Below are 14,899 nucleotides of genomic sequence, written 5' to 3'. Positions count from 1 at the left end.
AGATGATGTCGAGGCTGAACCAATTAAACGACACTCGTCTGACTCTTCCCTTGCTGTACCGGGCTGAGCCGGTGTTGGGTTACGTCACCAGCGCACTCCGTCGTTGCGTCACTGTGACTTTCGCGGTCGGGTATCGGATCCCACCCTCCGTTATGCCATGGACCGCATTTGAGCAGACGGACCAGGGCAAGCCAACCGCCCCGGATGAGTCCGAACTCGCTCAAAGCATCGACGGCGTACTGGCTACACGTCGGAGTGAACCGACATGTGGGCAGTCGCAGCGGAGAGATCGTGTGGCGATAGAGCTGAATGGCCGACACCACGGTGCGGACCGCCCATGAACGAGCAGTCACGAGGGTGAGCCATTTCGGATTCTGATGCGCTGTAGCGCAGTGCGCAGTTCCTGCTCCAGCCGCGGGGAGATCGCATCGCGACTGGGCGGGAGAGCACGGATGACCACCTGTTCGGCAGGGTCGAGGTCATCGAGGATCGCGCGAGCGGCGTGCCGCAACCTTCGCGACACCTTGTGGCGCGCAACGGCGTTACCGACTGCTTTGGAAACAATCAGGCCGATCCTGGGTCCGGGTTCGCCGGCCTGATCAGATCGCAAGGTGTATACGACAATGTCGGGCTGTGCTGCCCGCTTCCCTCGACTGACTGTGGCACCGAACTCGGCCGACCGCGTCATCCGGTGTTGTGCCGGAAGCACCGCGTCAGACCTGACCGCGTCACGCAGTCAGTGAACGACGGCCCTTAGCGCGCCGGGCCGTCACGATCGCACGGCCGGCGCGGGTACGCATCCGCAACCGGAATCCGTGCACCTTCGCGCGGCGACGGTTGTTGGGCTGGAAGGTCCGCTTGCCCTTGGCCACGACAGTCACTCCTTGTTGGGTTTGGCCCCCGCGCCGACACTCCCATGATGTCCATGGCAGTCCGACACGGTCGGCCGTTGTTAAGCTCGATCGGTCTCGCAAAGCAGCCGGCGCGGTCCCCGGCCGGGGCCGGTCGCAGCCGTATCGCCACGTGCGGGCGACTGTTCGAGGGTACTGACGAGAATTCGCTGGGTCAAACCTGCTCCCCCGGCCTTGACCTGCCGCCCAAGGTGCCAGAACACCCCGTCAGAAGCATCACACCAATCACAGCCGTCACGTTCATCTGGAACGATTGAGCCAGACCTGATTTCGCTTCCTTTCAATGTTGCAGAACTGTTGGCACTCGGAGAGAAAACTGTTAGCTTCTGGCAATGCCGATTCCACGCCGGATCGGCGCAAGACAACGAAGCGAGGACGCCCACACTTCGTCGCGAGCCCACTGATTGAACGTGATGAGCTCCGGCAACGAGGCGTCCTCGCCGGTAGACAACCGAACGGCGACGAGTGTTCTCTTTCCACAACCTGTGGATAACTTTGTGGACAGATCGTCTTCGTTCTATTGGCTGTCCCTGCAGGGACCGCAAGGGGGTAAGTGTCGTTGACAACTGACCCCGATCCACCCTTCGTGGCGATCTGGAACAACGTAGTCACCGAACTCAATGGCGCGGGCGGTCCGGGCAACGGATCGTTGACGCCGCAGCAGCGCGCCTGGCTCAAGCTGGTCCGCCCACTCGTCATCACCGAAGGCTTCGCGCTTCTGTCGGTGCCGACGCCGTTCGTCCAGAACGAGATCGAACGTCATCTCCGCGAACCGATCGTCGCGGCCCTGAGCCGGCAACTCGGCCAGCGCGTGGAGCTCGGCGTCCGCATCGCCGACCCCGTCTCGGACGGTGCCGACGACGTGGCCCCGGCCGGACCGGTCTCGACGCTGGTTGCCGAATCGGACGACGACGACGTCGACGACGACCTCGCCGCCAGGGCCAGTGCCGAGGAAAGTTGGCCCACATACTTCAACCGCGCCAAGACCGAGGACGACAGCGCGTCGCTCACCCTAAACCGGCGGTACACGTTCGATACCTTCGTCATCGGTGCGTCCAACCGGTTCGCTCATGCAGCAACCCTGGCGATCGCCGAGGCTCCGGCCCGCGCGTACAACCCACTCTTCATCTGGGGGGAGTCCGGCCTGGGAAAGACGCATCTGCTGCACGCCGCGGGCAACTACGCTCAGCGCCTGTTTCCCGGTATGCGCGTGAAATACGTCTCCACCGAGGAATTCACGAACGACTTCATCAACTCGCTGCGTGACGATCGCCGCGCGTCGTTCAAGCGCACCTACCGCGACATCGATGTGCTGCTGGTCGATGACATCCAGTTCATCGAAGGCAAAGACGGCATCCAGGAAGAGTTCTTCCACACCTTCAACACGCTGCACAACGCGAACAAGCAGATCGTCATCTCGTCGGACCGGCCGCCGAAACAGTTGGCCACCCTCGAGGATCGTCTGCGGACACGGTTCGAGTGGGGGCTCATCACCGATGTCCAGCCTCCCGAGCTGGAGACTCGAATTGCGATTCTGCGCAAGAAGGCTCAGATGGACCGCCTCGATGTCCCCGATGACGTCCTCGAATTGATCGCGAGCAGGATCGAGCGCAACATCCGCGAGCTCGAGGGCGCACTGATCCGTGTCACGGCGTTCGCATCGTTGAACAAGACGTCGATCGACAAGTCACTCGCGGAGATCGTCCTGCGAGACCTGATCTCCGACGCCACCACCATGCAGATCAGTACGGCCGCGATCATGGCGGCCACGGCCGAGTACTTCGAGACCAGCGTCGAGGAGCTTCGCGGACCCGGTAAGACCCGCGCTCTGGCGCAGTCCCGGCAGATCGCGATGTATCTGTGCCGCGAGCTCACCGACCTCTCCCTGCCCAAGATCGGCCAGGCGTTCGGCCGCGACCACACCACGGTCATGTACGCGGAGAAGAAGATCCGGGCCGAAATGGCACAGCGGCGTGAAGTTTTCGACCACGTCAAGGAACTCACCACACGCATTCGTCAGCGCGCCAAGCGCTGATATCTGGTCAGCTTTCCTCACTCCTCACCGGCTCTTCACCCCTCGTTTGTTGTGCGCGTGTCGTCCGCGTGTCGCGAACCGAATCGCCGCCGGTCCTCGAAAATCTTTGGCCTCTGCCGTCTCACGAGTCACACCACGGGGTGTGCAACGGCCTGTGCATAACCTGAGGTCAACTCCCCGCACAGTTGTCGTTCACTCCCCAGCTGCGCACCCATCCCCAACTGCTCCTCAGGAGACCACCAGATATCCACAAGCTGCCCACATCGCGCGCGGCGCGCTGGCCTGCGATGAGCCCGCTTCATCCCCAATCTGCACAACCGCTATTACTGATACTCATTTATCTCTCTCACTTTCTTCTAGAAGAAGGGTCCTGGGGAACGTTGTACTTCGCCGGTCCGACAGGGCGTGGCCTCACCGCATGTCAGCCCCGTCGTTTAGCTTTCAAGTTGGGGCCGAAAGCTCTACGGTGGTTCAGCGGCAGCCGTTCTGCAGGTTGTTGTTCTTTAGCTGGAAGTGCATCGAAGGGACGCTATGAACGTGGCGACAACGACGGGTCTGTCGGATCTGAAATTCCGGCTTACTCGCGAAGACTTCGCCGACGCTGTCGCATGGGTGGCACGCAACCTGCCGTCCCGGCCGACGGTCCCCGTCCTGGCCGGCGTGTTGCTCACAGGGTCAGACGAAGGCCTGACGATCTCCGGATTCGACTACGAAGTCTCGGCCGAAGTTCAGATTCCAGCTGAAATCGCTTCTCCCGGAAGTGTTCTCGTGTCAGGTCGGTTGCTGTCCGACATCGTGCGCTCACTACCGGCCAAGCCTGTCGACGTCAGCGTGGAGGGCACGCGGGTTTCTCTGACCTGCGGCAGCGCACGATTCTCGCTGCCGACGATGGCTGTCGAGGACTACCCGACGCTACCGACGTTGCCCGACGAGACAGGCGTGGTGTCTTCGGACCTGTTCGCCGAAGCCATCGGCCAGGTCGCGGTGGCCGCCGGCCGCGACGACACCCTTCCCATGCTCACCGGCATCCGAGTCGAGATCTCCGGTGAGAAGGTGGTTTTGGCGGCGACCGACCGTTTTCGCCTTGCGGTCCGGGAATTGACCTGGTCGACAGGAGCGGCCGGCGTCGAAGCTGCCGTCCTGGTTCCGGCGAAAACACTCGCCGAAGCCGCGAAGGCGGGTACCGACGGAACCGAGGTTCATCTGTCCCTGGGCCAGGGCCCCAGTGTGGGCAAGGAAGGTCTGCTCGGTATCCGCAGCAAGGGCAAGCGCAGCACCACCCGCCTGCTCGACGCGGAGTTCCCGAAATTCCGTCAATTACTTCCGACCGAGCACACCGCGATCGCGACCATCGGCGTGGCCGAGCTCACCGAAGCGATCAAGCGCGTGGCTCTCGTCGCAGATCGCGGCGCTCAGGTGCGGATGGAATTTTCCGATGACGTGCTTCGCCTGTCGGCCGGCGCCGACGACGTCGGCCGCGCGGAGGAAGACCTGCCCGTGCAATTCTCGGGTGATCCGCTGACGATCGCGTTCAATCCCACCTACCTGACCGACGGTCTGGGGTCGTTACACGCCGAACGTGTCACATTCGGCTTCACGACGCCCAGTCGCCCAGCGGTATTGCGGCCCGCGGGTGAGGATGATGGAAGTGCCGCAGCCGGCGGCCCGTTTCCGGCCGCACAAACCGATTACGTCTATCTGTTGATGCCGGTGCGCCTCCCTGGCTAACCGGTCGCATCGACAGGCGAAGGGACGCTGACAATGCAGCTGGGTCTGATCGGCCTCGGCAAAATGGGTTTCAATATGCGCGAACGTCTGCGCGAGGGGGGACATGAGGTCGTGGGTTACGACCCGCGCCCCGAGGTCTCGGATGTGGCGTCGCTGGAGGAGCTCGCCGAGAAGCTGCCGTCACCGCGTGTGGTGTGGGTGATGGTCCCCTCGGGCACGGTCACCGAAAGCACGATTTCAGCGCTGGCGGAGGTGCTCGGTGAGGGCGACCTTGTCATCGACGGAGGCAACTCGCGCTACACCGAAGACGGCCGGCACGCCAAACTGTTGGCGGAGAAGGGAATCGCGTTCATCGACGCGGGTGTCTCCGGCGGCATCTGGGGTTTGACGGAAGGTTACGGCTTGATGGTCGGCGGGAGTGAGACCGACGTCGCTCGGGCCATGCCGATCTTCGAGACGCTGCGCCCACCAGGACCGCGCGAAGACGGCTTTGTCCACGCCGGCCCCGTGGGTGCCGGTCATTTCGCGAAGATGGTGCACAACGGCGTCGAATACGCGTTGATGACCGCCTACGCAGAGGGCTACGAGCTGCTGGCTGCGGAGGATCTCGTGAAAGATCCGCAGGCGGTCTATCAAGCCTGGACCAATGGCACCGTGGTGCGTTCATGGCTGCAGCAACTGCTCGCCAAGGCTCTCAAAGAGGATCCGAATCTGGCTGAGATCAGCGGCTACACAGAGGATTCCGGCGAAGGACGGTGGACGGTCGAGGAGGCGATCCGGCTACGGGTTCCTGTTCCCGGAATCGCAGCGTCCCTGTTCGCCCGCTTCCTGTCGCGGCAAGACGATTCGCCGACGATGAAAGCCGTCGCAGCGCTGCGCAACCAGTTCGGCGGCCACGCCGTCAAGCGAATCAGCGAGTCGGGCTGATTGCTCTGTGCATGTACGACACCTTGCGCTGACTGACTTCCGGTCATGGTCCCGGGTCGAGCTCGAGCTTGCCCCCGGACGCACGGTGTTCGTAGGACCCAACGGCTTCGGTAAAACGAATCTCGTTGAAGCGCTGTGGTATTCGGCAACATTGGGATCGCATCGGGTGGCCTCCGATGCGCCGCTGATCAGAGCCGGAGCCGACCGTGCCGTGGTCTCGACAATAGTGGTGAACGAAGGTCGCGAGCTCGCCGTCGATCTTGACATCACGTCAGGAAGGGCGAACAAGGCACGACTCAACCGCTCCCCCGTCAGGTCGGCCCGTGAAATTCTCGGGGTGCTGCGCGCCGTGCTGTTCGCCCCCGAGGATCTGGCGCTCGTGCGGGGAGATCCAGGCGACCGTCGTCGCTATCTCGACGAATTGGCCACCACGCGGCGACCACGTATCGCAGGCATCCGGGCCGATTACGACAAAGTCGTCCGTCAACGCACCGCCCTGTTGAAGACGGCGTCCGGTGCCAGGTACCGCGGCGACCGCGGTGCGCTCGAGACATTGGATGTCTGGGACGGGCACCTGGCCAGCCATGGCGCCGAACTGATCGCTGCGCGTGTGGAACTCGTGAACGAACTCGCCCCTGAGGTGGAGAAGGCCTACCAATTACTTGCACCCGCGTCGCGGGCAGCCTCGATCCGTTACCGCAGCGGTGTGGACGTAGTCGAGGCAGAAGCCGCTGCCGGCAATTCCGACCCGGATGTCTTCGAGGCGGCACTGCTGGACTCCCTGAGTCGCCGTCGCGACGCCGAACTCGAGCGCGGGGTCTGTCTTGTCGGCCCTCACCGGGATGATCTCGAACTGAAGCTGGGTGATCAGCCGGCGAAAGGTTTTGCCAGTCACGGTGAGTCGTGGTCGATGGCGCTGGCGTTGCGGCTGGCGGCCTACGAACTGTTGCGTACCGAAGGAAGTGATCCGGTGTTGCTGCTCGACGACGTCTTCGCAGAACTGGACAGCGCACGCAGGCAGGCACTGGCACAGGTCGCCGCATCGGCGGAGCAGGTTTTGGTGACGGCCGCTGTGCACGAAGACATTCCGGTGGACTGGGATGCAACCCGCGTCGAGATTTCCATGCAGGACGGCGATTCGGGACGGATTTCGGTGGTGCGGTCATGACGAATGACGACGACGAATTGAGGCCACCGCCTCATCTGGAGGGCCTCAAAGGTATGGACCTGGTGCGCCGCACCCTCGAGGAAGCTCGGGGCGCAGCCCGTCAGCAGGGAAAGAATGTCGGCCGCGGCAGGCACGCGCCCGAACAGCGGCGAGTGGCAGGCTCCGGTAGGCGGCGGTGGTCGGGCCCGGGTCCGGACAGCCGTGATCCCCAGCTATTGGGATCTCTGACCAACGAGGTGGCGAAAACGCGCGGTTGGTCGGGTCGTGTCGCCGAGGGCGCTGTCTTCGGCAGGTGGCGCGGGGTCGTCGGGGACCAGATAGCGGCCCACGCTGAACCGACAGCTCTGCACGAAGGCGTTCTGACGATTTCCGCCGAATCGACGGCGTGGGCGACCCAGTTGCGGATGGTGCAGGCACAGATTCTCGCCAAGATCGCCGCGGCGGTCGGGGACGGTGTGGTGAAGTCGTTGAAGATCGTCGGTCCGGTGGGTCCGTCCTGGCGGAAAGGCCCCCGCAGCGTGCCGGGCCGCGGCCCGCGAGACACCTACGGCTGAGAGCCGCCAGGACACGACGGGGTCGTTTCGTCGCCGTCAAGACCTAGCTTCATTCGAGAAATTCCGCGCACGGCGCGATTAGGTATCTGGAAACGCCGTTGCAGAATGGGTCCTGACAGTAGGTATAGGTAGACTGTGTCGGTGATCCGCGAGGGGCTGTCGACTCCTCCGCCGACTACCCCCTGTCATAGACCAAGGAGACGCGTCCAACGTGGCTGCCCAGAAGAAGAATGCGCCGGCCGAGTACGGCGCCGATTCGATCAAAGTCCTCGAGGGACTGGAGGCGGTCCGCAAACGGCCAGGCATGTACATCGGTTCCACCGGTGAGCGCGGTCTTCATCACCTGATCTGGGAAGTGGTCGACAACGCGGTCGACGAGGCGATGGCGGGTTTCGCGACGCGCGTCGACGTCCGAATCCTGCAAGACGGTGGCGTTCAGGTCACCGACGACGGCCGCGGCATTCCGGTCGCCATGCATGCGACCGGAATTCCGACAGTCGACGTAGTCATGACGGTGCTGCACGCCGGCGGCAAGTTCGAGGAGGGCGCCTATCAGGTGTCCGGTGGTCTGCACGGCGTCGGCGTCTCGGTGGTGAACGCGTTGTCGACGCGCCTCGAGGCCGATATCCGCAAGGACGGCTACGAGTGGTTCCAGACGTACGACAGGTCGGTGCCCGGGACCCTGCGCAAGGGTGAGAAGACCACCAAGTCGGGAACGACGATTCGGTTCTGGGCCGACCCCGACATCTTCGAGACCACGGTCTACGACTTCGAGACCATTGCCCGGCGTCTCCAGGAGATGGCATTCCTCAACAAAGGGCTGACCATCGAACTCACCGACGAGCGGGTCACCGACTCCGACGTCGTCGACGACGTGGTGAGCGACCACGCCGAAGCACCGAAAACCGCCGAAGAGAAGGCCGCCGAGGCCTCACACAAGGTCAAGCATCGGGTATTCCACTACCCAGGCGGGCTGGTCGACTTCGTCAAGCACATCAACCGGACCAAGAGCCCGATCCAGCCCAGCGTCATCGATTTCGAGGGCAAGGGTGAAGGCCACGAGGTCGAGATCGCGATGCAGTGGAACGCGGGTTATTCGGAGTCGGTGCACACGTTCGCCAACACGATCAACACCCATGAGGGTGGCACGCATGAAGAAGGCTTCCGTGCGGCACTGACGACAGTGGTGAACAAGTACGCCAAGGACAAGAAGCTCCTCAAGGAGAAAGATCCGAACCTCACCGGTGACGACATCCGTGAAGGGTTGGCAGCGGTCATTTCGGTGAAGGTGTCTCAACCGCAGTTCGAGGGCCAGACCAAAACCAAGCTCGGCAACACCGAGGTGAAGTCGTTCGTCCAGAAAATCTGCAACGAGCAGATGACACACTGGTTCGAGTCGAACCCGGCCGAGGCCAAAACAGTGATCAACAAGGCGGTTTCGTCAGCGCAAGCGCGTATTGCGGCTCGTAAGGCGCGCGAGTTGGTGCGGCGGAAGAGTGCGACGGACATCGGTGGTCTGCCGGGCAAGCTCGCGGACTGCCGTTCGACGGACCCGAGCAAGTCCGAACTGTATGTGGTGGAGGGTGACTCGGCCGGTGGTTCGGCCAAGAGCGGGCGCGACTCGATGTTCCAGGCGATCCTGCCGTTGCGCGGCAAGATCATCAACGTCGAGAAGGCGCGCATCGACCGTGTGCTGAAGAACACCGAAGTACAGGCGATCATCACCGCGCTGGGCACGGGTATCCACGACGAGTTCGACATCTCGAAGTTGCGGTATCACAAGATCGTGCTGATGGCCGACGCCGACGTGGACGGCCAGCACATCTCGACGCTGTTGCTGACGCTGCTCTTCCGGTTCATGAAACCGCTTGTGGAGAACGGCCATATCTTCTTGGCGCAGCCGCCGCTGTACAAGTTGAAGTGGCAGCGCTCAGAGCCAGAGTTCGCGTATTCGGATCGTGAGCGCGACGGTCTGCTCGAGGCCGGCCGGGCCGCGGGCAAGCGCATCAACGTCGAGGACGGGATTCAGCGCTACAAGGGTCTCGGTGAGATGGACGCCAAGGAGCTGTGGGAGACCACGATGGACCCGTCGGTGCGGGTGCTGCGTCAGGTCACTCTCGACGATGCCGCGGCCGCCGACGAACTGTTCTCGATTCTGATGGGTGAAGACGTCGAAGCACGACGCAGCTTCATCACCCGCAACGCCAAAGACGTTCGCTTCCTTGATGTTTAGTAAGGCATAGGAAAACTTCATGACTGATACCACGTTGCCCCCGGCCGGGGAGTCCGGCGACCGGATCGAACCGGTCGACATCCAGCAGGAGATGCAGCGCAGCTACATCGATTACGCCATGAGCGTCATCGTCGGCCGCGCACTTCCCGAAGTCCGCGATGGTCTCAAGCCGGTGCACCGCCGCGTGCTCTACGCGATGTTCGACTCGGGCTTCCGGCCAGACCGCGGGCACGCAAAGTCGGCGCGCTCCGTTGCCGAGACGATGGGTAACTATCACCCGCACGGCGACTCGTCGATCTACGACACTTTGGTCCGGATGGCCCAGCCGTGGTCGCTGCGCTACCCGCTGGTCGACGGCCAGGGCAACTTCGGCTCGCCGGGTAACGATCCGCCGGCCGCGATGAGGTACTGCGTGACCGGTGATGCGATGGTCCGATTGCCGTTCGGCCAGTCGGTGCGCATCAGCGACGTAGTTCAAAGCGCGAGACCGAACTCAGACAACCAAATTGAACTCAAGGTCCTCGACAGGCACGGCAACCCCGTGCTGGCCGACGTGTTGTTCCACTCAGGCGCCCACGAGACCTTCACGGTGCGAACTGCGGAGGGCTTTGAGGTCACGGGTACGGCGAACCACCCACTTCTGTGTCTGGTCGATGTCGGCGGCGTCCCGACGCTCTTGTGGAAACTGATCGAAGAAATTCGTCCTCAGGATCGCGTCGTTCTCCAGCGGACACCACCGGTTGAGTTTGGACCGGCGGAATGGCACGACGTCATGGAGGCGCTGCTGCTCGGGGCGTTCATCAGCGAAGGATTTGTCAGCGAAACTCGGGCAGGTTTTAACAACCTTGACCGTGATTACTTCAACATGGTTGCCGCCGCCTACGAGTCGGTGGTTGGCGGGACGTGTTACATCTACGAACGGCAGATCGCATCGGGCTCCAATTTGCTTGAGTTGGATGTCCACAATCTTGCGGCGTTACGGCGAAGCCGTCTGGCTGGTCTCATTGGCCAGCGGTCGGCCGCAAAGGCCGTACCTGACTGGCTGTGGAATTCGGCGGCCGCTGTGAAGAGGGCCTTCCTCCAAGCCCTCTTCGAGGGTGACGGCTCATGTTCGGCATTGCCACGCAATACGATCCAGGTCTCCTATTCGACGCGCAGCGGTCAGTTGGCAAAGGACGTCCAACAAATGCTGCTGGAATTCGGTGTGATCTCCCGGCGATATCTGCACGCAACCGGAGAGCACAAAGTCGTCATCACAAACCGAGCCCACGCCGAAGATTTCAGCGCACGGGTTGGGTTCGGAGGCGCCAAGCAGCGCAAACTACTCGGTCTGCTGGCTGCTCTCCCGGAACGGGCTGCGGGCCTTGACGGGGACCAAGTTCCGGGCCTGGCTGCGTTCATTCGTTCGGAGAGTGGCGGTCGCTGGATTGACAAGGAGTGGTTGCGCAAGCACAACATAGACAGGCTGTCGCGGTGGCGGCGCGACGGTGAAGAGATCCTGAGCCACATCGCCCACCCCGATGTGCGTGCTATCGCGACAGAACTCACCGACGGCCGCTTCTACTACGCGAGCGTCAGCTCGGTGACAGCAGCCGGCGTGCGGCCCGTCTACAGCCTTCGCGTGGACACTGATGACCATTCCTTCATCACGAACGGATTCGTCAGCCACAACACAGAGGCGCGGCTCACTCCCCTGGCTATGGAGATGCTGCGTGAAATCGACGAGGAGACAGTCGATTTCATCCCGAATTACGACGGCCGGGTGCAGGAGCCGACGGTTCTGCCGAGCCGCTTCCCGAACCTGCTCGCCAACGGCTCGGGCGGCATCGCCGTCGGTATGGCCACCAACATGCCTCCGCACAATCTGCGGGAGCTCGCGGAGGCCGTCTACTGGTGCCTCGACAACCATGAGGCCGACGAGGAGGCCACGCTCGAGGCGGTCTGTGAGCGCGTCAAGGGCCCGGACTTCCCCACCCACGGTCTGATCGTTGGCGGCCAAGGGATTACGGACACGTACACCACCGGGCGCGGGTCCATCCGCATGCGTGGTGTCGTCGAGATCGAGGAAGATTCGCGCGGCCGCACCTCGCTGGTCATCACCGAATTGCCGTACCAGGTCAACCACGACAACTTCATCACGTCGATCGCCGAGCAGGTCCGCGACGGCAAGCTGACCGGCATCTCGAACATCGAGGACCAGTCCAGCGACCGAGTCGGGCTGCGGATCGTCGTCGAGATCAAGCGCGACGCCGTGGCCAAGGTGGTGCTGAACAACCTCTACAAGCACACTCAGCTGCAGACCAGCTTCGGCGCCAACATGTTGGCGATCGTCGACGGGGTGCCGCGCACGTTGCGCCTCGACCAGCTGATTCGTCACTACGTCAACCATCAGCTCGACGTCATCATCCGGCGGACCACCTACCGTCTGCGCAAAGCCAACGAACGCGCTCACATCCTGCGCGGTCTGGTGAAAGCCCTCGACGCGCTCGACGAAGTGATCGCGTTGATCCGGGCGTCGCAAACCGTCGAGATCGCGCGCAGCGGCCTGATCGAGTTGCTCGACATCGACGAGATCCAGGCCCAGGCGATCCTCGACATGCAGTTGCGTCGTCTCGCCGCCCTGGAGCGTCAGCGCATCATCGACGACCTTGCCAAGATCGAAGCCGAGATCGCCGACCTCGAGGACATCCTCGCCAAGCCGGAACGGCAGCGGGCGATCGTGCACGACGAACTCAAGGAGATCGTCGACAAGTACGGCGACGACCGGCGGACCCGGATCATCGCCGCCGACGGTGAGGTGGCCGACGAAGATCTGATCGCACGCGAGGACGTCGTCGTTACGATCACCGAGACCGGCTACGCCAAGCGCACCAAGACCGACCTGTACCGCAGCCAAAAGCGCGGCGGGAAGGGCGTCCAGGGTGCCGGGCTCAAGCAGGACGACATCGTCAACCACTTCTTCGTCTGTTCCACCCACGACTGGATCCTGTTCTTCACCACACAGGGGCGCGTCTACCGGGCGAAGGCCTATGACCTGCCCGAGGCGTCCCGCACGGCGCGCGGACAGCACGTGGCGAACCTGTTGGCCTTCCAGCCCGAGGAACGAATCGCCCAGGTCATCCAGATCAAGGGCTACGAGGACGCGCCGTACCTGGTGCTGGCGACCCGCAACGGTCTGGTGAAGAAGTCCCGCCTCGTGGACTTCGACTCCAACCGCTCCGGCGGCATCGTCGCGGTCAACCTGCGCGACGGCGACGAACTCGTCGGCGCGGTGCTGTGCTCCGCCGAGGACGATCTGCTGCTGGTTTCGGCGAACGGTCAGTCGATCCGCTTCTCCGCGACCGACGAGGCGCTGCGCCCCATGGGTCGCGCCACCTCGGGCGTGCAGGGCATGCGCTTCAACGCCGACGACGCGCTGCTGTCCCTCAACGTGGTGCGCGAGGACACGTATCTGCTGGTTGCGACATCTGGCGGCTATGCCAAGCGCACTGCGATCGAGGAGTACCCCGTACAGGGCCGGGGCGGCAAGGGCGTACTGACGATTCAATTCGACAAGCGCCGTGGCACGCTGGTCGGAGCGCTGATCGTCGACGACGACACCGAGCTGTACGCCATCACCTCGGGCGGCGGTGTCATCAGGACGGCTGCCCGGCAGGTACGCAAGGCCGGACGCCAGACGAAGGGCGTTCGGTTGATGAACCTGGGCGAGGGCGACACACTGATCGCGATCGCACGCAACGCTGAAGCCGGCGACAGCACGGATGAGGTCAACACCGATGTCGACGCTGCTGCAGAGAACGAGGAATCGAGTGAGGAGTCGTAGGTGAGCTCACCGAATGAGCCGGGACCCGCGCGGGCGGGTGAAGGATCCGGTGGCGCCGGACCCGACGGCGGCTCACGAGCGGCCCACACCGCCGACCCCGGCGACCTGCCCCCGTGGCAGCGGGGTCCGGCGGCACGCGCCAGGCAGCAGCAACCGACGCAGGAAGCACCGCGCCCGGACGGATCGCGAGGCAATAGTCCGGCCGGTCTTGATGCCAGGCTGAATCGCTTCATGGCAGGCGGCTCGGCACCAGCGCCCGAGACCGAGCAGACTCCCCGCAAGGAGTCTGGGCCCCGCCCGGAGCCGTCGCCACGCAACGAACGCACCGACATCGTCCGCACCGAGGGCAACCGTCCCGAGGTCGGCGCCAGGCCCGACCAGAGCGCAGCCAGGCCCGACCAGGCGGGCGCGTATGCCAGCGAGATCCCTGATCTTTCCGGGCCGGTCCCGCGCCCGCCGCAGCAGCAGCGCAAGCCGGTGGAGCGACCGCAGACCGAGCCGCCGGCGAAACCGCCCGTCAAGGGCACGCCTGCGGCCGGGAACCGGGCCGTGCAGGTGGGCACCCGCCAGCAGCACAAAGGTCCGGTGCGGGCGAGCATGCAGATCCGCCGTGTCGACCCGTGGAGCACGCTGAAGGTTTCGCTGCTGCTGTCGGTCGTGCTGTTCTTCGTGTGGATGATCGCCGTCGCGTTCCTGTACCTGGTGCTCGGCGGCATGGGTGTTTGGACCAAGCTCAACAGCAACGTCGGTGACCTGCTGACCAGCGCCAGTGGCAGCTCCGGTGGCGAGCTGGTATCCAGTGGAACCATCTTCGGTGGCGCCGCGCTGATCGGTTTGGTGAACATCGTGTTGATGACTGCCGGGGCGACGATCGGGGCGTTCATCTACAACCTCACCACCGACCTCGTGGGCGGTGTCGAGGTCACTCTGGCCGACCGGGACTGACCTCCCGGCTTCGGAGTTTGGGAACGGGTTGTGCGTGCGGTAATCTCGTCGCTCGGCCCGTGCGGTTGACGGGGCTATAGCTCAGGCGGTTAGAGCGCTTCGCTGATAACGAAGAGGTCGGAGGTTCGAGTCCTCCTAGCCCCACGGAAAGGTACATGTCGATGAAGCTGGTGCTTCTGCTCGCAGCGGGTGTCGCCGCCGTCGCCGCGGTGACCGTGTGGCGAACCCAGCACGGACCCGAGGTCTGGCATACAGTTTCCGACGCACCTCCCCCCGAGGGGCCTTAGCTCAGTTGGTAGAGCGCTGCCTTTGCAAGGCAGATGTCAGGAGTTCGAATCTCCTAGGCTCCACAGACCAACAAGCAGGCCAGACAACCATGTTGTCTGGCCTGCTTTGTGTTCAGGCGGCCGCCTGCAAGCCCTGCCACGATGCCAAGACTGCCACCGAAGCCACCGCCGGAAAGGTGGCCAGACGTAAGCGTCCGCCGATAATGCACCCGGCCGATCTTCTGTGAGCAACCGAGACCAGCAGGGCATTTTGCCAGGAGGCTCTCAACGCTGACCGACGGTGGGGGG

The 14,899-nt window shown here is 63.5% G+C and carries 12 protein-coding genes and 2 tRNA genes; 11 read left to right on the top strand and 3 right to left on the bottom strand.

Annotation, left to right across the window (positions count from 1 at the left end; genetic code table 11):
- Nucleotides 1-23 precede the first annotated feature (23 nt).
- Genes yidD through rpmH form a run of 3 tightly spaced genes read right to left on the bottom strand, consistent with a single transcriptional unit; the run spans nt 24 to nt 872 of the window.
- Nucleotides 24-353 carry a membrane protein insertion efficiency factor YidD gene (gene yidD, locus AWC12_RS11335; RefSeq protein WP_081659932.1) on the bottom strand — a complete coding sequence of 110 codons (330 nt, stop codon included), beginning with the start codon at nt 351-353 and terminating at the stop codon, nt 24-26.
- Complete coding sequence (gene rnpA, locus AWC12_RS11330) at nt 350-709, bottom strand: ribonuclease P protein component (RefSeq protein ID WP_024445105.1); 360 nt, start codon at nt 707-709, stop codon at nt 350-352. The genes yidD and rnpA overlap by 4 nt, the downstream gene beginning before the upstream one ends.
- Nucleotides 710-728: 19 nt before the next feature.
- Nucleotides 729-872, bottom strand: coding sequence for a 50S ribosomal protein L34 (gene rpmH, locus AWC12_RS11325; RefSeq protein ID WP_003930923.1), 144 nt, complete (start codon nt 870-872; stop codon nt 729-731).
- Nucleotides 873-1,470: 598 nt separating this feature from the next.
- Between rpmH and dnaA the strand changes: the two genes are divergently transcribed.
- From dnaA to AWC12_RS11275, 11 genes are all read left to right on the top strand, one after another.
- Nucleotides 1,471-2,946, top strand: coding sequence for a chromosomal replication initiator protein DnaA (gene dnaA / locus AWC12_RS11320; RefSeq protein ID WP_024445106.1), 1,476 nt, complete (start codon nt 1,471-1,473; stop codon nt 2,944-2,946).
- 537 nt (nt 2,947-3,483) lie between these two features.
- Complete coding sequence (gene dnaN / locus AWC12_RS11315) at nt 3,484-4,674, top strand: DNA polymerase III subunit beta (RefSeq protein WP_200864956.1); 1,191 nt, start codon at nt 3,484-3,486, stop codon at nt 4,672-4,674.
- 33 nt (nt 4,675-4,707) lie between these two features.
- A complete protein-coding gene (gene gnd / locus AWC12_RS11310; protein WP_024445108.1) occupies nt 4,708-5,601 on the top strand; it encodes a phosphogluconate dehydrogenase (NAD(+)-dependent, decarboxylating) in 894 nt (297 codons plus the stop codon).
- A 7-nt stretch (nt 5,602-5,608) separates the two neighbouring features.
- On the top strand, nt 5,609-6,769 hold the full coding sequence (recF, locus tag AWC12_RS11305) for a DNA replication/repair protein RecF (RefSeq protein ID WP_024445109.1): 1,161 nt from the start codon (nt 5,609-5,611) through the stop codon (nt 6,767-6,769).
- Nucleotides 6,766-7,323 carry a DUF721 family protein gene (locus AWC12_RS11300; RefSeq protein WP_024445110.1) on the top strand — a complete coding sequence of 186 codons (558 nt, stop codon included), beginning with the start codon at nt 6,766-6,768 and terminating at the stop codon, nt 7,321-7,323. Before recF ends, AWC12_RS11300 begins: the two co-directional genes overlap by 4 nt.
- 211 nt (nt 7,324-7,534) lie before the next feature.
- Nucleotides 7,535-9,556 carry a DNA topoisomerase (ATP-hydrolyzing) subunit B gene (gene gyrB, locus AWC12_RS11295; protein ID WP_024445111.1) on the top strand — a complete coding sequence of 674 codons (2,022 nt, stop codon included), beginning with the start codon at nt 7,535-7,537 and terminating at the stop codon, nt 9,554-9,556.
- A gap of 19 nt (nt 9,557-9,575) precedes the next feature.
- Nucleotides 9,576-13,379, top strand: a complete 3,804-nt coding sequence (gene gyrA / locus AWC12_RS11290; RefSeq protein ID WP_085174337.1) for an intein-containing DNA gyrase subunit A — start codon at nt 9,576-9,578, stop codon at nt 13,377-13,379.
- Nucleotides 13,380-14,324, top strand: coding sequence for a DUF3566 domain-containing protein (locus AWC12_RS11285; protein ID WP_024445113.1), 945 nt, complete (start codon nt 13,380-13,382; stop codon nt 14,322-14,324). It begins immediately after the preceding gene.
- 70 nt (nt 14,325-14,394) lie between these two features.
- Nucleotides 14,395-14,468: transfer RNA gene (locus AWC12_RS11280), tRNA-Ile, on the top strand.
- 17 nt (nt 14,469-14,485) lie between these two features.
- The gene (locus tag AWC12_RS31890) at nt 14,486-14,611 is read left to right on the top strand and encodes a hypothetical protein (protein ID WP_268743621.1); all 126 of its coding nucleotides are present in this window, start codon (nt 14,486-14,488) and stop codon (nt 14,609-14,611) included.
- A tRNA-Ala gene (locus AWC12_RS11275) sits at nt 14,602-14,674 on the top strand. Before AWC12_RS31890 ends, AWC12_RS11275 begins: the two co-directional genes overlap by 10 nt.
- Nucleotides 14,675-14,899 lie beyond the last annotated feature (225 nt).

The organism is Mycolicibacterium iranicum, assembly GCF_002101705.1.
Taxonomy (GTDB): Bacteria; Actinomycetota; Actinomycetes; order Mycobacteriales; family Mycobacteriaceae; genus Mycobacterium; species Mycobacterium iranicum.
Note: the sequence above shows the minus strand (reverse complement) of the source record. Positions and strands in the feature narration are given on the sequence as shown.

Coding starts and splice junctions, on each gene's coding strand:
- AWC12_RS31890 (WP_268743621.1), top strand. CDS start 14,486: ATGAAGCTGGTGCTTCTGCTCGCAGCGGGTGTCGCCGCCGTCGCCGCG.
- AWC12_RS11300 (WP_024445110.1), top strand. CDS start 6,766: ATGACGAATGACGACGACGAATTGAGGCCACCGCCTCATCTGGAGGGC.
- gnd (WP_024445108.1), top strand. CDS start 4,708: ATGCAGCTGGGTCTGATCGGCCTCGGCAAAATGGGTTTCAATATGCGC.
- gyrA (WP_085174337.1), top strand. CDS start 9,576: ATGACTGATACCACGTTGCCCCCGGCCGGGGAGTCCGGCGACCGGATC.